Origin of the sequence: Salinimonas lutimaris, assembly GCF_005222225.1 — a bacterium.
In the GTDB taxonomy this organism is placed as follows: Bacteria; Pseudomonadota; Gammaproteobacteria; order Enterobacterales; family Alteromonadaceae; genus Alteromonas; species Alteromonas lutimaris.
Window position 1 is genome coordinate 3782002 of record NZ_CP036536.1, and the last position, 20440, is coordinate 3802441.

General features: G+C 50.7%; 18 protein-coding genes. 12 read left to right on the forward strand and 6 right to left on the reverse strand.

The annotated features are described in order from the left end of the window. Positions 1–3: 3 nt before the first annotated feature. Both EZV72_RS16715 and EZV72_RS16720 read left to right on the forward strand, forming a co-directional pair. Positions 4–1461, forward strand: a complete 1458-nt coding sequence (locus EZV72_RS16715; RefSeq protein ID WP_137168301.1) for a sensor domain-containing diguanylate cyclase — start codon at positions 4–6, stop codon at positions 1459–1461. A 243-nt stretch (positions 1462–1704) separates the two neighbouring features. Then, positions 1705–2574 (forward strand): Dam family site-specific DNA-(adenine-N6)-methyltransferase, encoded by an 870-nt coding sequence (locus EZV72_RS16720; RefSeq protein WP_137168302.1) that lies wholly within the window; start codon positions 1705–1707, stop codon positions 2572–2574. Here EZV72_RS16720 and EZV72_RS16725 read toward each other — a convergent pair. The 3 genes from EZV72_RS16725 to EZV72_RS16735 form a co-directional block, all read right to left on the reverse strand. Next, entirely contained in the window at positions 2548–2808 is a 261-nt protein-coding gene (locus tag EZV72_RS16725; RefSeq protein WP_232364450.1) for a DUF2970 domain-containing protein, read from the reverse strand. The genes EZV72_RS16720 and EZV72_RS16725 overlap by 27 nt on opposite strands. After that, entirely contained in the window at positions 2768–3094 is a 327-nt protein-coding gene (locus tag EZV72_RS16730) for a hypothetical protein (RefSeq protein WP_137168303.1), read from the reverse strand. Before EZV72_RS16730 ends, EZV72_RS16725 begins: the two co-directional genes overlap by 41 nt. 195 nt (positions 3095–3289) lie before the next feature. Then, positions 3290–4021: a TorF family putative porin gene (locus EZV72_RS16735; RefSeq protein WP_137168304.1), complete on the reverse strand. Its 732-nt coding sequence runs from the start codon at positions 4019–4021 to the stop codon at positions 3290–3292. 465 nt (positions 4022–4486) lie between these two features. Here EZV72_RS16735 and rpe point away from each other — a divergent pair, with 465 nt between their 5' ends. The 8 genes from rpe (at position 4487) to EZV72_RS16775 (ending at position 12979) form a co-directional block, all read left to right on the forward strand. Further along, entirely contained in the window at positions 4487–5161 is a 675-nt protein-coding gene (gene rpe / locus EZV72_RS16740; RefSeq protein ID WP_137168305.1) for a ribulose-phosphate 3-epimerase, read from the forward strand. A gap of 27 nt (positions 5162–5188) precedes the next feature. Continuing rightward, positions 5189–6196, forward strand: coding sequence for a tryptophan--tRNA ligase (gene trpS / locus EZV72_RS16745; RefSeq protein WP_137168306.1), 1008 nt, complete (start codon positions 5189–5191; stop codon positions 6194–6196). A gap of 12 nt (positions 6197–6208) precedes the next feature. Further along, entirely contained in the window at positions 6209–6808 is a 600-nt protein-coding gene (locus EZV72_RS16750; protein ID WP_137168307.1) for an anthranilate synthase component II, read from the forward strand. Positions 6809–6927: 119 nt separating this feature from the next. Continuing rightward, complete coding sequence (locus EZV72_RS16755) at positions 6928–8112, forward strand: HDOD domain-containing protein (protein WP_175405151.1); 1185 nt, start codon at positions 6928–6930, stop codon at positions 8110–8112. Positions 8113–8408: 296 nt separating this feature from the next. After that, the gene (locus EZV72_RS16760) at positions 8409–9614 is read left to right on the forward strand and encodes an aspartate aminotransferase family protein (protein WP_137168309.1); all 1206 of its coding nucleotides are present in this window, start codon (positions 8409–8411) and stop codon (positions 9612–9614) included. A 25-nt stretch (positions 9615–9639) separates the two neighbouring features. Next, positions 9640–10674, forward strand: a complete 1035-nt coding sequence (gene astA, locus EZV72_RS16765; protein ID WP_137168310.1) for an arginine N-succinyltransferase — start codon at positions 9640–9642, stop codon at positions 10672–10674. Between the two features lie 12 nt (positions 10675–10686). Next, positions 10687–12162: a succinylglutamate-semialdehyde dehydrogenase gene (gene astD, locus EZV72_RS16770; RefSeq protein WP_175405186.1), complete on the forward strand. Its 1476-nt coding sequence runs from the start codon at positions 10687–10689 to the stop codon at positions 12160–12162. A gap of 10 nt (positions 12163–12172) precedes the next feature. Further along, positions 12173–12979 carry a DUF1338 domain-containing protein gene (locus EZV72_RS16775; RefSeq protein ID WP_137168312.1) on the forward strand — a complete coding sequence of 269 codons (807 nt, stop codon included), beginning with the start codon at positions 12173–12175 and terminating at the stop codon, positions 12977–12979. A gap of 62 nt (positions 12980–13041) precedes the next feature. Here EZV72_RS16775 and EZV72_RS16780 read toward each other — a convergent pair whose 3' ends face one another. After that, positions 13042–14526 carry a mannitol dehydrogenase family protein gene (locus tag EZV72_RS16780; protein ID WP_137168313.1) on the reverse strand — a complete coding sequence of 495 codons (1485 nt, stop codon included), beginning with the start codon at positions 14524–14526 and terminating at the stop codon, positions 13042–13044. Between the two features lie 7 nt (positions 14527–14533). Beyond that, entirely contained in the window at positions 14534–16252 is a 1719-nt protein-coding gene (locus tag EZV72_RS16785; RefSeq protein ID WP_137168314.1) for a purine-cytosine permease family protein, read from the reverse strand. A 394-nt stretch (positions 16253–16646) separates the two neighbouring features. On the opposite strand from EZV72_RS16785, the gene EZV72_RS16790 reads away from it, so the two are divergent. Both EZV72_RS16790 and EZV72_RS16795 read left to right on the forward strand, forming a co-directional pair. Then, the gene (locus tag EZV72_RS16790; protein WP_175405152.1) at positions 16647–17303 is read left to right on the forward strand and encodes an HAD family hydrolase; all 657 of its coding nucleotides are present in this window, start codon (positions 16647–16649) and stop codon (positions 17301–17303) included. A 28-nt stretch (positions 17304–17331) separates the two neighbouring features. Then, positions 17332–18288, forward strand: a complete 957-nt coding sequence (locus tag EZV72_RS16795; RefSeq protein ID WP_137168316.1) for a sugar-binding transcriptional regulator — start codon at positions 17332–17334, stop codon at positions 18286–18288. Here the strand turns inward: EZV72_RS16795 and EZV72_RS16800 are convergent. After that, positions 18274–20439 (reverse strand): putative bifunctional diguanylate cyclase/phosphodiesterase, encoded by a 2166-nt coding sequence (locus EZV72_RS16800; protein WP_232364451.1) that lies wholly within the window; start codon positions 20437–20439, stop codon positions 18274–18276. The two genes, EZV72_RS16795 and EZV72_RS16800, sit on opposite strands and share 15 nt — an antisense overlap. Between the last annotated feature and the right edge of the window lies 1 nt (position 20440).

A 20440-nucleotide genomic window follows, 5' to 3' on the forward strand; every position in this document is an offset into this window, starting at 1 on the left:
CCTATGCAAAAATATTCGCATCTCAGTACCCGGCCACGTAAAATTCAATACGCTATTTTGGCTTTACTGGCTGTGCTGGTGCTCGCCGGCTCTGGCTGGACCTTGCTGGTTGCACAGGAACCCAGCATGCCATCGGCTGGCTTTTTGGGTGCTTATGGTACAGCAGTATTTTTGCTTGAAATCATCTCTGCCATTTTGTTGTTTGCCCATTACCGGCAAACCGGTTTACTGACCTTCGCCGCGCTAAGCATGGCTTACCTGTGGGTGGCCATTCTGGCCCCGGTCCAGGTGTCATTACTGAGCGATAGTCTGAATTTATTTTCCCTGATTACTGCCTCCAACGGTGATGCCGCCTGGATGTGGATTGCGTGGCATATCGGTTTTCCTATTCTTGTGACAGCCGCCATGCTGGTAGATGGCAGTCATCCTATCCGGGCCAGGCACACATGGCGCTGGGCTATTGGTCTGTTCGGCGGTTTATTCGCGGTTGCCGGCTTTGTGATGGCGGCCACGTTACTGTCATGGTTTGAATTACCCAGCCTGATTTCACAGGGCCGGGATTTTTCAGACCAGCTGTCCCTGATTTACGGTCCGGCTGTGATGTTTACCTGCGCGCTGGCGCTGACTGTGGTGGTGGTAAAGGGCAAACTGGAAAATTCCATTTATTCGTGGCTTGCGCTGGCCATGCTGGCCGCGTTATGTGAAGCCGTTGTGGTTATTTATTCGGGCGCCCGCTTCAGCTATGGCTGGTATGCCGCCAGAGTGCTGAGTGTGGTCTCTTCTTCGGCGGTTGTAATTGCGCTGCTGATCGAAAACATTCATCTGCAACACAAGGTGGTGCGCCAGAACATGACCCTCAAAAGAATGGCCACTATGGATGAACTGTCGGGCCTGGCAAACCGGCGGGAACTCGACCAGCGTTTACGGGCCGAAGTTAAGCGGGCCATGCGTGAGCGTACATCTATCAGCCTGATTATGCTGGATGTTGACCACTTCAAAAAATTTAATGATAACCACGGCCATGTGACCGGCGATCTGTGCCTGAAACATGTGGCGTCCTGTTTACAGCGAAATATTCTGCGACATACTGATTTGGCTGCCCGCTATGGCGGCGAGGAATTTGCTATTTTACTGCCCAATACCGAAGAAGAAGATGCAGCAGATTTAGCCGAACATATACGTAAAACTATCGCTTTTTCGCCGATCTTACTTGAGGGTGATACCATGCTCTCGGTAACGGCCAGCTTTGGCGTGGCCTGTCTTATCCCCAATCGTCTGGAAGATGCATCAGAACTGCTGACTACCGCAGATGCTGCGCTATATGCGGCTAAAGGAGCCGGACGCAATTGTGTTCAGCGTCCGCCACAATCCTGGCATGCCGGTCGCGATAATCTGGAACAAACTATTTCCAGCAACACGCATTACCTACGGGAATCCCACCCGGCTGAGAAAAAAGCCTGATACAGCCTTGTCCACACGGTCAAAGTGCGGACAAATCATGCAGCTAGCAGCACAATATTGTCATCGCTTTACGTTTGCCGGTTGTCGCGATCACCGATGCCGGATACAATCACTCTACTGGGTAATGTGTTGGTCTGCTTGGTCTGACTTTTTCGCGCTACACTTCCAAATCACACCAGTTCCTGGGTAACTGGCAGCACGTAAACAGCGGTCTAGACTGCGTGTAGGTAATATTCAATCAGCATGATGCAAAAGAAAAACCGGGCCTTTTTGAAGTGGGCCGGGGGTAAGTACAGTCTGGTAGAGCACATAAATGCCCGGTTACCACAGGCCAATAAACTGATTGAGCCATTTGTGGGTGCCGGTTCGGTATTTTTAAATACCAGTTTTAAGCGTTATTTGCTTAACGATATCAACCCGGACCTGATCAACCTGTATAACCTGTTGAAGGCTCAGCCTGATGCAGTGATTCATGATACCCAGCGTTTTTTCACGCCTGAATATAACCGTGAAGCCATGTACTATGATCTTCGCGAAGAATTCAATCAAACCAGTGATCCCTACTATCGGGCCATTTTGTTTGTTTATCTGAACCGGCATGGTTATAACGGACTGTGCCGTTACAGTCTGGGGGGCCGGTTTAATGTGCCCTTTGGCCGGTATAAAAAACCGTATTTCCCGGCCGAGGAAATGATCGTTTTTGCCGAAAAAGCCCAGCGTGCTACCTTTACCTGTCTGCCATTTGAAAAAGTGTTTTCGCGGGCCCGCAAAGGCAACGTGATATATTGCGATCCGCCCTATGCGCCAATCAGTAAAACAGCAGCGTTTACCAGTTATGCCGCCCACAGTTTTGGGATAGATGCGCAGACCAGATTAGCCCGTCTGGCGGTAAGAACAAGTGCCAAACGTCACATTCCAGTCCTGATCTCCAATCATGATATTCCGGTCATCCGGGAGTTGTACCAGGGTGCTGATTTTACCAACCTGTCGGTCAAACGCTCGATCAGTCAAAAAGGGGCAACCCGTAAGCCCGTGCCCGAAGTGCTGGCCTATTTTGCGCCGCGCACCAGTCCTGTTAAACCAGATTTATCCGTAATAGCGGGTAATAAATAGCACCAGCATCGCCAGCGCAGCTACAAGCAACGCCACAAACAGTACACCGATGACCAGATAGGCCACCAGGTTACCCTGACTGAAATCCCGCTGATAATTTTGCTGACTCTGCACACCAAATGCACTGGCCAGAACACTCAGCACAATAGACAAAAAGCCGGGCTGTGATCCAGACAAAACAGGAGTAAAGCGCTTAGCGCGTGCCCTTCGGTGCGGCATTAAACTGACCATCATTATTACCACCGTACAGTAGTTCCAGAAGATCATAGAAGTGAAACTGGTAGGAAGGAGAATTGCCAACCACCCAGGCCTGCCAGCTAATTTCAGGCTTGGACTGACAGGACGCCAGTGACTGAACAGCAGGCAGCTGACCGGCCGGAGCTTCTGTTGCCGATTCGGCCAGCGACGGACAACCGGCTTCAGCTCCGGTAAACACCAGGGTTACCAGCAAATACATTCCGGCACTCACACCACTACCGAACAGCGCCCAGCGTTTAGCCGGCGCTTTGGAAGCAGCCATTCGCAATGTATGCTTTTTCAACACGTCGCGTAAGTGCATGGAAATATCACAGCCGTATAAAATTTAACCTTATTATAATACGAAAGTGTAAATCGGCAAGCTGAAAATCTATGTGTATGGCGGATCCGCAGATCATCGCGGCAGAAACAAAAAAGCCAGGCCGGGCCTGACTTTTTTTGATTCGGTTATCCGTACTTACAGCTGGATATCAATCCCGTAAGATACCACAAACTTAATTTCATCGTTGTCATACCCACCCATAGCCGCAGGCTCATCCGAGTCCATATCGGTGCCGGTGATAGCAAACGAGAAGCCATCTTTTGACAGTGAAACCGCCCAGTCATTGTAACTTTCGGTCAAACCGTTAAATGCTTCAGCAAAGTCACCCTGATGATGACCTACGTGCAGACCCAGCTCAGTGCCGCTCATAATTTCGGTGGCGTAATCCAGTGAAATGTACGAGGCTTTGCCAAAACCAAAATCCTGACCTTCTGCTTCATCGGCTTCGGTATGCGCCAGCAGGTATAATGTGGCACTGAACGCACCATAACCTACTGTTCCATAAATCTCAGCAAAATCAAATTCGGCTTCTGCATCATAGTTGTAATACAGGTAGCCGACATCATAGCTGATATCGCCAGATTCACCGGCAAAACCAAAATACAGATCATGTTCGTACGAGTACACATCATCGGCACCATACTGAACATTCGATGCCCAGGTCCCGGCATAAAAACCGCTGTCATGAGAATAATCAATACCACCCTGAACAGCTGGCTCATTGGTTGTCTGGGTCAGACCACGCCAGATATAGTTATTCGTCACACTCACATTAGCAGATAAGTCATCTGCAAAGGCAGGGCCGACTAACAGGCTGGATGTGGCAATTGCTAACGCCAGAGCAGACAGTTTTTTAACGTTTTTCATGTGTGTTTCTCCGTAGACTTATTTTGAATTCTCTGAACAGTTTTCTGTCTTATTATTGTTTTTCTGGTGGTGTTTTTTTTCGTATAACTGTTGGCCAGTTAACGCAAAACTGATGCCCATTGATAAAAACGGTTCAAATTTTACAAAAAAATCTATTAACTTACTGTTTAATAAGCATTAAGTAATTAGCGAGATACATTTCGCTCCCCTTAAAAACCATAGTCGAGATTTTCAGATTGCACCATTTTTGAGCAGTATCACGTTTCAGGTGCAGACTTATGCCGCATAATGGCACATTCACCAAAACCCTCTGACGTCAAGGGCGAACCGTCTTTTTAATCCGTCGGTCAGCCTGCCCTGCGTAGTAAAAATGCGGTATGCTGCCTCTTTATTGGCGATGTTGGGGCATCCCCAACACCCAGATAACGTCTGATGCTGTTCAGACCCGACACGCAGGATGGTTTTATGTCTGATTTTCTTATTGCTCCGTCTATCTTGTCTGCTGACTTTGCCCGGCTGGGAGAAGAAGTGGATAAAGTACTGGAAGCTGGCGCTGATATTGTACATTTTGATGTTATGGACAATCACTATGTGCCAAACCTGACCATTGGCCCCATGGTATGTGAAGCGCTGCGAAAACATGGCGTTACCGCACCAATTGATGTTCACCTGATGGTGAAGCCGGTCGATAGCATGATTGATATGTTTGCCCAGGCGGGGGCCAGTTATATCAGCTTTCACCCCGAGGCGTCTGAGCATGTTGACCGCTCGCTACAACTTATCATTGATGCCGGCTGCAAACCCGGTCTGGTATTTAATCCGGCCACGCCGCTGCATTACCTGGATCACGTAATGGATAAGCTGCATCATATTCTGATCATGTCGGTCAACCCGGGGTTTGGCGGACAGCAGTTTCTGCCCACAACCTATGATAAACTGCGTCAGGTCAAACAGCGGGTGGCACAAAGCGGAAGAAATATCCGCGTAGAAATTGACGGTGGCGTAAAAGTGGATAACATTCGCTCCGTTGCAGAAGCCGGCGCCGACATGTTTGTTGCGGGTTCGGCCATTTTCAATCAACCCGACTATAAAACGGTTATCGACCAGATGCGCGCCGAGCTGGCGCAGGTTAACGCATAATTATTTACGACTTTTCAGGATTTTTTTATGAGCAATAAACCAATTGTTTTAAGTGGCTGCCAACCTTCAGGCCAGCTAACCCTTGGCAATTATATGGGCGCATTAAAACAGTGGGTTTCCATGCAAACTGACTACGACTGCCTTTATATGCTGGTTGATCAGCATGCCATCACGGTCAGACAAGAACCTGAAAAACTGTATAACGCCTGTCTTGATGGTCTGGCGCTGTATTTAGCCTGCGGCATTGACCCGAAAAAAAGCACCTTGTTTGTGCAGTCGCATGTGCCCGAACATGCCCAGCTGTCCTGGGTGCTGAACTGTTATACCCAGATGGGTGAGCTAAACCGGATGACTCAGTTCAAGGACAAGTCAGCCAAAAACGAAAACAATATTAATGTGGGACTGTATGCCTATCCGGTTTTGCAGGCCGCCGACATTCTTTTGTATCAGGCAGACAAGGTGCCGGTGGGTGAAGATCAGAAGCAGCATCTGGAACTGACCCGTAACATTGCCACCCGAATGAATAACCTGTACGGCGATATGTTCACCCTGCCAGACCCGTATATTCCCGAATTTGGCGCTCGTATTATGAGCCTGCAGGAGCCGGATCGTAAGATGTCCAAGTCAGACACCAATCCGAAGAACTATATCGGTTTGCTGGAAGATCCGAAGAAAATCACCAAAAAAATCAAAAGTGCGGTTACCGACTCTGACGAGCAGGCCCGTATTTATTTTGATCCGGAAGAAAAAGCCGGAGTGTCTAACCTGCTGACCCTGCTGTCGCTGGCCACCAATAAATCGATTGATTCACTGGTGCCTGAATATGAAGACAAAATGTATGGCCACCTGAAAGGGGATGTGGCTGAGGCCGTCGTGGCCCTGATTGAACCGATTCAGGAAAAGTACAAAGCCCTGCGTGATGATCGAGCCTATCTGGATGAAGTGATGAAAAGCGGTGCGGAGAAAGCGTCAGCCAAAGCGGCTGTCACACTGGAAAAAGTGTACGAAACCATCGGTTTTATCAAAAAACCTTAAGTCAGAACGCCTGTGCTGCTGCTGATAGATAACTTCGACTCGTTCACCCACAATCTCGCCCGGTACTTTGTTGAACTGGGTGAAACCGTGGAGGTAGTGCGCAATAACGCATTAACCTTAGATGATATTGACAACATGGCACCTGACCGGGTGGTGATCTCCCCCGGCCCCTGCACCCCTAATGAGGCCGGCATCAGCCTGGCGGCCATTTCCCATGTGGCGGGGCGTATTCCGCTGCTGGGGGTTTGTCTTGGGCATCAGGCGATTGGTCAGGTATATGGCGGCACCGTGACCGGCGCCCGACAGATCCGTCATGGCAAGGTATCGGTGGTGCAGCACAATCATCAGGGACTGTTTACCGGTTTGCCTGAGCAGTTTAATGCTACCCGTTATCATTCTCTGGTCATTGCACCGCAAACCCTGCCGGCGCAGTTTCAGGTCGACGCCTGGTGCGAAGAGCCCGATGGTTACCGTGAAATCATGGCGATGTCACATCGTACACTGCCCATCTATGGAATTCAGTTTCATCCGGAGTCGCTGCTGACCGAACATGGCCACGCCATGCTTGCCCGCTTTACCCGCTGCACCTTGCCCCAGGTAGCGCTCATCTAAGGCTTAAAGATTTTATTTTTGTGCCGATATTATCTAATATATTTGGACAACTTCGGTATTAATATATGTCAGTAGCCTGCGCAGCTTCTATCGCGGCCGGACAAGGAAAGCACAGGTCTATGAATATCGCCGCGATGACCACCACCACCAGAATGTCACCTCCTTCTGTTGAAGAGCGTTTCGACAGCTTGCTGGTCTGTCCGGATTTGTTAGCTGGGCAAATGGGTAAACGCCGTCCCGGTGAAGTGGCCTTTGAAGAATCAGAACAAAACTTCAGTCGTCGCCGGCTGCTGGGCGTGGAAAAAGCCGCGATAGCCCAAAAGCGTCGCCAGGCCGAATCCGAAGCCTCGTTTATCGGCCGAATCAGCGAACAGTTACACAGCATGATTCTGCAGGATATCGAATCTTATACCGCCGATATTCCCCATCTGTATGCCAAAACCCTGGGACTCACCGACAATATTCCTGAGATGCTGGATGTTCTGTCGACCCGTGCTGCTTCGGTATCACGACTGGAACCAGTGGTTGCCAGTGCGCCCTGGCTGTTTGATGAACTTCTGCATATTGTTAACACCCCTAAATTCCGCCGGCGGGATTCACGGGGTAGAGTGATTCCGGTTGAGACCCTGCGTACAGCACTGAGCTTTCTGGGTATTGAAAACCTGCGCATGCTGCTACCGGCCTTTGTGCTAAAGCGTGCCATGCCGCAAATTACTGACCCCTTTCCACAGATAAAGATCAAAACCCAGCAGTTTGCCTATGGTGTGGCAGTCACCGCCCGAACCCTGGCCCCGATGTCAGACTGCCATCCTGCCAGTGCCTTTACCCTGGGGATATTGTCCACCCTGGGCCGCTGTGCGGTAACCCGTCAGTATTTTAAAACCTTTGAAACCCTGCACCGTCAGATGCTTGAAGAAGCAGAAAAGCAACGGCAGCCGGATGTTCATGAAGCACTGACTAAAATACGGCCTCAGGCAAACTATCTGATTGCATTGCAGGAAGAATTTGCCGATAAACTGACCGCCACTCTGTTTGATTTTATGGTCTTTCAGCGTCTGCCGGTGACCAACGCCATGGCCCAGTTGAGTCACCCGACCGCTCCTGTGACCGACCCGCTGGCCCGGCTGATTCAGCAGGCTCGGGTGTATACCCGGGTGCGCATGCTTCACCATACCCGGTGTATTGATAAAGACGAAGTCAGACAACAATTGCGGGGGCAGCATTTTGCCCGGGGCGCGCTGGATAAGCTCAAAACAGTCGACATTTTTTCCTTACCACTGACATTTGACACTGACCCACATTAAATTTTTATGGATAATCATGCAGCCTGATGGCGTTACAGGCCTGCCATTGCGGCGCATGATTGTTTATCTCAGCGGCAGCCGCTTACGTAATTAAGTTGTTAAACTGGTTGCTAAATAGTTATTCACTTTTCCTGCAAATTAAGCCAAAGGCCTTTAAAAATAAGGGCTTGAGCACTTCCACAACAAGACATTTACACCTATTAGTGGCATACTACTGCACCTATTCATTTTCTTATTGTGCCCGTTCAGGCCGGCTATTACCGCCTGCTGGGTGCCAAATTTAGAGGTAATGACCTATGAATGTAACTCGAGCAACGTTTGATGAAGTAATGGTTCCTAACTACAACCCGGCAGGAATGGTTCCTGTTCGTGGTGAAGGTTCTCGGGTCTGGGACCAGGACGGCGCTGAGTACATCGACTTTGCCGGCGGTATTGCTGTAAATGTGCTGGGTCATTGTCATCCTGAGCTGGTCGGTGCGCTGACTGAACAGGGCAACAAGCTGTGGCACTTAAGTAACGTATTTACCAATGAGCCGGCCCTGCGCCTGGCCAAAAAACTTAACGATGCCACGTTCTCTGAGCGGGTTTATTTTGCCAATTCAGGTGCAGAAGCCAACGAAGCAGCACTGAAGCTGGCCCGTCGTTTTGCCCTGGATAACTACGGCGAAGACAAAAACCAGATTATTGCCTTTAACAAAGGTTTCCACGGCCGGACTTTCTTCACCGTGACTGTGGGCGGTCAGGCAGCCTATTCGGATGGTTTTGGTCCAAAGCCAGGTGCGGTTGAGCACTGTGATTACAACGATTTGGCAGCGTTTGAACAACTGATTTCAGATAAAACCTGTGCAGTTATGATGGAGCCCCTGCAGGGTGAAGGCGGGATTATTTCGCCTGACCCGGACTTTGTAAAAGGTGTGCGTGAGCTGTGTGATAAGCACAACGCTCTGCTTATTTTTGATGAAGTACAGTCTGGTGTAGGCCGTACTGGTCAGCTTTATGCCTACATGGGTCTGGGCGTTACGCCAGACATTCTGACCACCGCAAAATCACTGGGCGGTGGTTTCCCGATTGGCGCCATGCTGACCACCGAAGCCATTGCAGCACATCTTAAGCCGGGCACCCACGGGAGTACCTATGGCGGTAACCCGCTGGCCTGCGCCATTGCAGAAAAAGCCCTGGATATTGTTAATACTCCTGAAGTGCTGGGCGGTGTAGAAGCCAAAGAAGCGCTGTATCGTGAACTGCTGGGCAAAATTAATGATAAATATAATGTTTTCAGTGAAATTCGCGGTAAAGGCATGCTGTTAGGTTGCGCACTTAACGAGCAATTTGCCGGCCGTGCCCGTGACTTCCTGGTTGCATCAGCAAATGAAAAACTGATGGTGCTGGTAGCCGGTGTCAACGTGGTGCGATTTGCTCCTTCACTGGTTATTCCGGACGAAGATATCAAAGAAGGTCTGGCACGCTTTGAGCGGGCTGTAGCAGCCGTTGTTAACGCATAAACTCACCGAAATTGAGTCAGCGAACATGAATATTATTCGCCCTATCAGGCACAGCGATTATCCGGCACTGCTGGAAATCGCTGAGGAGTCCGGCATTGGTTTTACCTCTTTGCCGGTCAACGAAGATCTGCTAAAGAACAAAATTGAGCGCGCTGAAGCCGGCTTTGCCGCTGCGGTCACCAAGCCAGGTAACGAAGGCTATTTATTTGTTATGGAAGATGCGACCACCGGTCAGGTGGTCGGTACTTCGGGTATTGAAGCGGCCGTGGGCATGGATGATGCTTTTTATCATTATCATCTTGGCAAGGTCGTGCATGCTTCCCGCGAGCTGGATATTCACAATACTGTGGATATTCTGACGTTCTGTAACGACTACACCGGGGTTACCGAAATTTGCACGCTGTTTTTACGCGAGCAGGCCCGCGGTGGCATCAACGGCCGGTTTTTATCTAAAGTCCGCTTCCTGTTTATGATGGAGCACCGCGAGCGCTTCTCTGAGACGATCATTGCTGAAATGCGTGGTGTGAGCGATGAAAACGGCCGTTCTCCGTTCTGGGAGTGGCTCGAAGACCATTTTTTCTCCATGGACTTTCCTACCGCTGATTACCTGACGGGTATTGGCAATAAGGTCTTTATTGCCGAGTTGATGCCTAAATATCCGATTTACGTCAACTTGCTCAGTAAAGAAGCCCAGGCGGTGATTGGTCAGGTTCATACCAAAACACGTCCGGCCTTGCAGCTGCTGCAGGAAGAAGGCTTCAGTAACCGCGGTTATGTGGATATTTTTGATGCCGGGCCAACCGTTGAGGCCAATCTGAGCCATATCCGTACAGCGCAGGCCAGTCGCAAACTACCAGTGACCATTGACGATCAAACGGCGGCCCGGGGTCGTAGTCACTACATGATTAATACATCGGTTAAAGACTTCCGGGCTGTGGCCACCGAAATGACAGTCAGTGAGGAACAGCAGGTTGCCGTGATTTCACGCCAGGCCGCTGCCGCCCTCAACATCTCCTCCGGGGACATGATCCGCTTTGCTCCCGTGAGTTTCAGAGACTAACGACAGGACACCATAATGCAAACAACACATTTTATTAACGGCAAATGGCTTGCCGGTGAAGGGCACGATATTGCGTCGGTCGATCCGGCCAAAAATGATGTTATCTGGGAAGGTAAATCCGCCTCAGCCAGCCAGATTGATGCGGCAATTAAAGCTGCCCGTGCGGCAGCGCCGGCATGGGCCCGACTGGGAGCCGAAGGTCGTCTGGCAATCATCAAAAAATTTGGTGAGCAGCTGGAACAGGCGAAGCCTGAACTGGCCAAAGTGATGGCTCGTGAGACCGGCAAACCAGAGTGGGAAACCGCCACAGAAGTGGCCGCCATGATGGGTAAAATTGGCATTTCTGAGCGCGCCTACAACGAGCGAACCGGTACGGTAGAAAATCCGATGCCAGTGGGTAAAGCCATGCTGCGTCACAAGCCACATGGTGTGGTTGCGGTGTTCGGCCCCTATAACTTCCCGGGGCACTTACCTAACGGACATATTGTTCCGGCTCTGCTGGCCGGTAACACGGTTATTTTCAAACCCAGCGATCTGACGCCCATGGTGGCGCAGGAAACGGTTAAGCTGTGGGAAAAAGCAGGCCTGCCAGCCGGCGTGCTTAATCTGGTACAGGGCGAAGTGGAAACCGGTAAAGCACTGGCTTCACATCAGGACATTGACGGTCTGTTTTTCACCGGTAGTTCACGTACCGGCAAGCTACTTCACGAGCAGTTTGCCGGTCATCCGGGCAAAATTCTGGCACTGGAAATGGGCGGCAACAACCCATTAATCGTAAAAGACGTGGCCGATACGGATGCCGCTGTTCACGACATTGTACAATCAGCCTATATCACATCAGGCCAGCGTTGTACCTGTGCCCGCCGACTGTTTGTGCCGGCTGGCGAACAGGGAGACGCTCTGATTGCACGGCTGATTGCAGTAACGAAAAATATCCGTGTAGACGACTATGATGCGGCTGAGCAGCCATTTATGGGCGCCATGATTTCAGCCCGCGCCGCCAAACTGATGGTAGAGGCGCAAAGCGAACTGGAACAACTGGGTGCACAGGTGCTGTTGCGCTTAGAACAGCCCGATGCCGATAAAGGCTTTGCCACGCCAGGCATTATTGATGTCACGGGTATTCTGGATACGATGCCGGATGAAGAGCACTTTGGTCCGCTGTTAAAAGTTATTCGTTATACCGACTTTGATGCGGCCATTGAAGAAGCCAATAACACCAGCTTTGGTCTGTCGGCCGGGCTGTTAAGTGATAATCAGGCTGACTGGGATCACTTCCTGGAACTTATCCGGGCGGGTATTGTGAACTGGAATCGTCCTATCACTGGAGCCAGCAGTGCTGCACCATTTGGTGGTGTGGGCGATAGCGGTAACCATCGCGCCAGTGCTTTTTATGCCGCAGATTACTGCGCCTACCCGGTAGCCTCTGTTGAACTGGAAAAAGTGACGCTGCCAGGCACTTTAAGCCCTGGCCTGTCGATGGAATAAGGACCCTGCTATGCATACCAATGTCGATACGTTATTTAGCAATATGTGGGACGACTACGTCAACATTACGCCGTCGGCCTACAAAATCCATGCGTTGTTGCTCGATAGTGAGAATGACGACCAGATTGTGAATGACCATGTGGCGTTTCGTACTTTTAACCTGCCAAAGGTGTCGCTGGATAAACTGGCAGCACATTTTCTGGCGCTGGGATACGAAGCTAAAGGCGATTATGACTTCTCGGCCAAAAAGCTAACAGCCAAGCATTTTGAGCATCCGGATGAAACCAAACCTAAGGTGTTCATCAGCGAATTGCGCGTGGAAGAAATGTCTGAAGAAGTTCAGGCCATTATTCACCGCATGGTGGATGAAATGGATGGCGATGTTGTTGAAGCCGATAATTTTCTGTATTCGGGCAAACACTGGTCAGTGACAAAAGCAGACTATGACCGTTTGCTGGAAGAGTCTGAATATGCAGCATGGCTGTCCGCCTGGGGTTTCCGTGCTAATCATTTTACTGTCAGTGTAAACTTCCTGAACAAAACGCAGGAGCTGGCGGATGTGAATGACATGCTTAAGTCAGCAGGTTTTACTTTAAATACATCAGGCGGTGAAATTAAAGGCGGTGAGGATGTATGCCTGGCCCAGTCATCGACCATGGCAGACCATGCATATGTACAGTTTGAAACCGAATCAAAGCTCATTCCAAGCTGCTTTTATGAGTTTGCACAGCGTTACAAGATGCCGGATGGCAAGTTGTATCAGGGCTTTGTTGCGGCCTCGGCCGATAAAATTTTTGAAAGCACCAACGCCAGATAAAATACGATAGTGTAAAAGCAACCGGTGAAGCGCCCTGCGCTCACCGGTTTTTTATTTGTATTTTAAAGACCGATAATAATGTTAAGTACCGGCTCTCCGGCATAGAGCCGCGTTAGGTAACCAGTATATTGCTCAGTAAATGCAGTCGATTGTGACAAATTAGCAAAGACCGTTTTCAGCTGCAAAAAGGCCAGACTGTCCTGTTCGGTTTGACCCGCATAGGTGTGTAATTCAGCCGCCATGTCATCAATAATAGTCAGAGCCTGTCCTGCCTGCGTGGTCTGTTTGTCGCTGTAATAACACCAGGCAGCAATGACCAGTGCAGGTAATGCAACAGCGCGACCGGCCTTCAGGTTATCCTGAATGGTGGGCAGTAAAAATACCGGGATCTTGGCTGAGTTTTGCGAACAGATGCGTTCCAGCGAGTCCTTAATATTCGGGTTACCAAATCGCTCCAGCAGGGTTGCAGCATATTCATCAATATCCACGCCTTCAACAACATCCAGCGTAGGTTTTACGTCGTCCAGCATAAACTGCTTAAGCGCCTGCCGTAGCACCGGTTCATCCATGCAGGCATCAATAGTGGGCATACCAGCCAGCGAGCCTAGCAAGCCCAGCACCGAGTGGCTGGCATTGAGCATCCTGAGTTTCAGCTTTTCGTAAGGTGCAACATCGGGCACCAGTTGTGCCCCGGCGGCTTCAAAATCAGGCCGTTCATTACAAAACGCATCTTCAATAACCCACTGGTGGAACGGCTCGCAGACCACCGGCCACTGATCCTCAACACCAGCGTGAGCCAGCTCGTCAATATCTGCCGCCACGGTGGCTGGCGTGATACGATCCACCATCGAGTTAGGAAATGCCACATGCTGTTCAATCCACTGAGCCAGTGACGGGTCTGACAGCGCGGCATAAGCCAGCAACATGGCTTTGAGCACATCACCATTATGCTGAATGTTATCGCATGACATCAGGGTAAATGGCGCACTACCGGCGTCCCGGCGCTGTTTGAGCGCGGCAATCAGATAACCAAAAACCAGTCTGGGCTGTTGTGGATTCGCCAGGTCGTGCTGCACATCCGGATTGTCTGCAACAAACTCGCCGGTATTCGCGTCTAGGTTATAGCCCCCTTCGGTAATGGTCAGGGAAACCAGTTTTACTGACGGGTCAGCCAGCTTACTGATCACCGCAGCCGGATTATCGATGGCCATCAGAAAGCCGCTCATGCAGCCGATAATTTGATGGCGTCGGGCATTGTCCGGATGCTTTTCTGTCAGAGCGAACAAATAATCCTGCTCAGTCAGAATTTGCTGCATTTTACGGTCACCTTCGCGTAATCCAACACCACAAATTCCCCACTGAAAAGCCGACTGTTCGCGCATCAGGGTGTCTATGTACATGGCCTGATGAGCACGGTGAAAGCCCCCTACTCCGATATGTATAATACCCGTGGTGATTTTCTCAACCGGGTATCCCGGCCCTGATACAGAAGCAGGTAGTGTGTTTAACGCCGCGCGGTTTAAGCGGAAGGCTGAAGAACTCAACATAAAAAACCTATTGTGCCGTCAAAGCTTTCTGGCGACGCATCGTCCAGTAAGCAGTTAAGAAATAAAGAACCGTGCAGCCAAAACTCGCATTAAAGAAAAAGTCGCGGTTTTGCTCATAAACATTCATTGATGGGCTGCCGGTAAAGGTATGCACAGCCAGTCCCACCGTCACCAGTAAGCTGACCACAGAGACCAGGCGCAGAACACGGCTCAGTCCACTGCGGTCTGTCTGCGTAGCTGGCAGGCCAGCCGCTTCCTGCTCCTGATGCGTTTGTACCCGTTGTTCAAATGCCGTCAGAGCCGCTTTTTCTTCGGTAAAGTCCTGTTTGGCACCACAGCGGGCGGCCAGTAAGGTGTAAACCACAATGGTGAAAAACCAGGTAGGAATAAACAGATAGAAAAACGACATGACATCGAACAAATTCAAACCAAATCCGAAAACCAGTCCCAGTCCCCAGCTGGCTACCGCCGGCGTGCTATGGGTCAGATTCCGGTAGTGCGCCCAGTAGCGGGTCAGGCCGATGCGAGGAAACAGCACATGTTCAGCAAATACAATGGCCCCCACCGGTACCACCAACAGGCCGGCATAGGTCAGCAGCGGCAGCAATTTGGTAAACACAAATGGGAAGCAGGCAATAAGCACCGTAACGATGCCCACCACCGCAGTGGTTTTCTGGCGGGATTTGTCACTGAAAATCGCTTGTGCCGCCAGGCCGGCCCGATACAGGTTTGCGTTGGCCGTCGTCCAGCCCGCCACAATAACAATCACCAGCCCGGATAATCCCAGTGCGTGATAAGCCACGTCACCCGGGTCCAGCTGACCAATTGATTTTTGCACCACTACAGCCGTACCCGCTCCCATAATGCCGGCAGAAATCCACGCGATATAGTGACCAAATAACATCCCGGCTGAAGTACACAGGCCATAGCGCTTACGCTTGGCAAAGCGCAGAATAGCCATGTCAATCAAGCCAAAGTGAGTGATGGTGTTAGCCGCCCACGAAAAGCCAATCACTTCCCACAGACCAATGCCCGGTTTGCCACTATCTGTCAGCCCGGTCCACACTGAAGTACTGCCAATTTGCATAAAGTCAGACCATCCGGAGACCACCGTCTGCCCGATCACCGAGTCTGCCAACACCGGCATCAGTACCAGTGGACCGCTGACAAACATGGTAAACAGCCAGGGCGCGCAGATACCGGAAAAATCAGACACCGCATTGAACCCGTACATGGCTACCAGCACAACAATCACGCCAACTGCCAACACCACCAGCACGAAAGCCAGGCTAGTGGGATACCAGTCCAGCTGCGCTGGTATATCCAGCGCAAAGCGCACCGCCGTTGCAGATACCGTAATCATCGCCGCCGATATCACAGTGAATATGATCACATTGGCCCAGTTATACAGCCGGGTCATTGAATCACCGGCAATACGCTGCAGATAAGTGTACAGGCTCATGCGGGTTTCCACCGCAATGGGAGTGGTAATCAGCGTCCAGCTTAAGACCGCCAGAATATTTCCCACCAGCAGTCCAATCAGAATATCTGTCATGGTCGCGCCCAGGGCGACAAAGGTCGCGCCGAACACAAACTCGGTTGCCGCCACGTGCTCGCCGGCATACAAGCCCAGAAAGTGCCGCCAGCCTTTTAATTTATGCTGCGCAACCGGCAACTGCTCTTCGCTGACGGCATTTAAGTCAACGGGGTAGGAATCTGACTTCATTATATCTCTCACCTTTGGGTACAGTTTGCTGCTGCGGGTCATTCAGCAGCCATTGAGAAAACGAGTTATGTTATTTACCAATTTGAGCATATGCTCACATAGTGATTTATTGCTCATTTCGACAAATAATTACATACCTCCTACCTCATGTAAACAAAATTAACACTATCAGCAGCAGGTAAGGTGGCGCGTCAGAATTTAAAGTATGCTGTGCAGCAATGGGTGTTTGGGTAATGTAAGGCAATACAAGAACCCTAAACATCTGGTTGTTAACAGATTTTAAACAGTGAGTGGCAGTCATCTGTTACATAAAGGTTAACCCCGTAAGCAACAAATGGGCATTTGCTCGAAATACGAATACTTGGTAGCTTTACTGTTTTCAGGCAGGAGTAACATGATGAATAGTAAACCTGTTCCCCAGCTGGTTATTTTTGATTGTGACGGGGTGCTTATTGACAGTGAAATTCTGTCTTTGCAGGCCTGGCAAGACGTGCTGGCACCCCATGGGCTGACTATCAGCCAGACCTATTTTGTTGAACGCTTTTTAGGTAAAAGTATGGCCAGTGTGGTGAATAGCCTGAAACAGGATTTTGACTTTGAACTGGATGACACTCTAAGCGATACGTTTCATCAGCGCCTGCAAACGATTTTTGAACATGAGCTTCGCCCCACACCGGGCATCACCGAAGTACTGGAAAAACTGACTGTGCCTTATTGCCTGGCCACCAGCAGCAGCCCGCAGCGTACCCGGCATGCTCTTGATACTACCGGGCTGGCGTCTTTTTTTACCAATAACCGGTTTACCCGTTATGATGTGACACGAGGCAAGCCCGCCCCGGATCTGTTTCTTCATGCAGCGCGCACCATGGGGGTTACGCCTGAGCATTGTCTGGTTATCGAAGACTCACCGGCAGGACTACAGGCTGCTGATGCTGCCGCGATGCATAAGCTGCGCTATCTGGGTGCCAGCCATCTGCCAGACTCGCTGGCCGCCCCCTCAGATCTGTTACACTGGCAACAGCTGCAAACCCGCTTTGCCGACATATTTTGATGACATTGTTATTGGTTAAGGACATGAAATGAGTACCGCTTCTATGGAACCGCACCGACTGGATGATGCTGCCCGGGCAGGCTGGTTATATTATGTGGCCGGCAAAACCCAGGATGATATAGCCCGGGCCATGAATATCTCGCGCCAGCGGGCCCAGCGTCTGGTGGCTCAGGCGGTGACCGAAGGGCTTATCAAGGTTCGTCTGGAACATCCGGTAGCCCGTTGCATGGAACTGGCTCAGGCCTTACAACAACGCTTTGGTTTATTGCACTGCGAAGTCGTACCGTCGATCAGTGATGATCCCAACAGTACTCTGGGATTGGGTCAGGCTGGCGCCCGGGCTATTGAAAAAGCCCTGCGCAGTAATGAGTCAAAAACCATTGCCTTTGGAACCGGCCGGGTATTGCGGGCATGTGCCGATGAGCTGATGCAGCTTGATTGTCCGCAGCACAATATTGTTTCGCTGGTGGGCAATATCTCCAGTCAGGGCACCGCCACCCGGTTCGACGTTGCAGTACGTATAGCAGAGCGAATCAACGGACAGCATTACCCCATGCCACTGCCGGTTATCACCGACTCTGCAAAGCAGCGTGAGGCCCTGCATGCTCTGCCTCATATCAAACGGATTCTGACCCTGGGACAGCAGGCTGACGCCACTTTCGTCGGCATTGGCAGTCTGGGGCTTAGCTCACCATTGCACAAAGACGGCTTTGCCAGCGAGGAGGATCTGACCGGGCTCAGTCAGGCTGGCGCGGTCGGTGAAATCATCAGCTGGATGTATAATGCTGACGGCACGTTAATTGATGGTCCGCTCGCAGCCTGTGTTACCAGTGCACCACTACACATAGCCCCGCCCAAACCGGTCACCGGCATTGCTGCGGGTGAAAACAAACTCACCGCCATGATGGGCGCCCTGCGGTCACGGTTAATCAATGGTCTCATTACCAATGAGTATACCGCTCAGCGTATTTTAGAAACGGCCTGAGCCGGTCATAAGATAGTGCCCGCTATGTTTTGCCAGAAACTGGTCATACGGCAGGGGTTTATCAAAAAAGAACCCCTGGAGCTGATCAACCTGGCTTTGTCTGAGTAAAGGCAGATACTCAGCCAGTTCAACGCCCTCAGCCACAATAAATAAATCCAGCGATTTAAGCATGGCCACTACCCCGTTAAACAGCGAAAGAGACTTTTCATCGCGATGAATATTGTGCAGCAGACTGCGGTCCAGCTTAACAATTTCAAATGAAAAATTACGCAGATAACTCAGCGCAGAAAAACCGGTACCAAAGTCATCCAGCACCAGCGTAAACCCGTGAGCTTTTAGCGCTTCCAGTGCACCCCGGGCGCGAATCTCGTCCTGCAAAAAAATACTCTCGGTAATTTCTATTTCCAGCATTGACGGCTCGATTCCGGCTTCACGGCACAAGGCCATAGCCCGGTCGGCAAAACCATGGCTCAATAGCTGATTACCGGAAATATTGATAGCCATAGGGACCGGTTGTGCTTCCACTTCCATCATCGACAAATAATCACAGGCGGCTTCCAGCGCCTGATAGCCAATCTGGCTGTCCAGACCATTTTCTTCTGCCAGTGGAATAAAAACTTCCGGTGATACCGTGCCATGCAGCGGCGAGCGCCACCGGCAGAGTAATTCTGCGCCAGTGAGTTTTCCGCTGATATCGTATTTTCCCTGCACATAAAACTCCAGCCCGTGACTGGTAATTGCGCGCTTCAGCTCTGCCAGCATACTCACCCTGGCCTGCATGCTTTCCAGCAGGCCAGGCTGGTAGCGATAAACCTGCCCTTTACCGGCCAGCTTGGCCTGATACATGGCTGCATCCGCGTTCTGTAGCAGATTTTCAATGCTGTCACCGTGACGGGGATACTCGGCAATGCCAATACTGGCCGACAAGCTCAGTTCGGTATTATCAATAGTAAGCTTATTGGCCTCGATATCGCTAATCAGCTTGTTGCAGGGCTCAACAAGAACCGTATGGCTGATTTCAGGGACCATGATGACAAATTCATCCCCACCCCAGCGAAACACTTCGCCAAAATCAGCAAAATTATGATTCATGGTGCCGGTCACCATTTTCAGGGCGGTATCGCCTGCTTCATGTCCTGCTGTGTCATTGATATTTTTAAACCCGTCCAGATCTATAAAAATCAGGCTGAAACACTCACAGTCACTGATAATCTGCGGCAGGGTATTGTGCAGGCCGGCGCGGTTTTTCAGTCCGGTCAGCTCATCATGCATAGCCTGCTGACGAAGCTTTTCTTCGTTATGCTTACGCTCACTGATGTCCTGCAACGTGGCAATGAGATAAGCCCCGCCCTGATGTTGCGCGTCAAATAACGACACCGATATTTCTACCGGGACCTGCTCGTCGACGGCGACGGTCAACGAGGTTTCAAACTTGAGCTGAAACTGGGAGTCAATATGCTCACGAATAAATGCCGACTCGACGAGGAATTTGTCCAGATTAGTACCCAGGCACTGCTGCTTAGTGATGATACCTACCATTGACACAAATGCCTGATTACACTCCGTAATTTTTAACTGACGGGTCAACACCAGCATCGGTTCCCGGGAGCTGGCAAAGGCCGATGCCATTAAGTGAAACGACTGTTCAGCCTTGCGTTCCCGGGTGATGTCTTTATTGGTCCCCACAATATGCAGGGCCATGCCCTCTTCATTGCGTTCCATCACCCGACCCCGTAAACGCATCCATAAATATTGCCGTCCGGCTTTAAACCTAAAAGACACTTCGAGCTTATCCTGGTCACCGTGTACCGCCAGCATCCAGTGAAACTCCAGGTTACCGATGTCGTCCGGATGAATGTGTGCCAACAACTGAATGGGTGAGCCCTGCCAGGCTTTTTCATGCTGGCTTTCCAGGGTAAACGAGCGCATGACATATTGATCATTGTGGGCATGCCACTCCCAGAACGATTCCTGAGACGCCCATAGGGACAACTGAAGTTTTTTCTCTGCGGCCTGGCTTTGTTGCAGCGCGTCATAAAGCGCGACACTTTTTTCAGTTAATAGTGACTCGGCCTGTTTACGAGCCTGCTTTTCTCTGGTCAGGCGCCGTTCAAGGAGGGTTTGAGGTGACGCATTTAAAACCGACTGCACA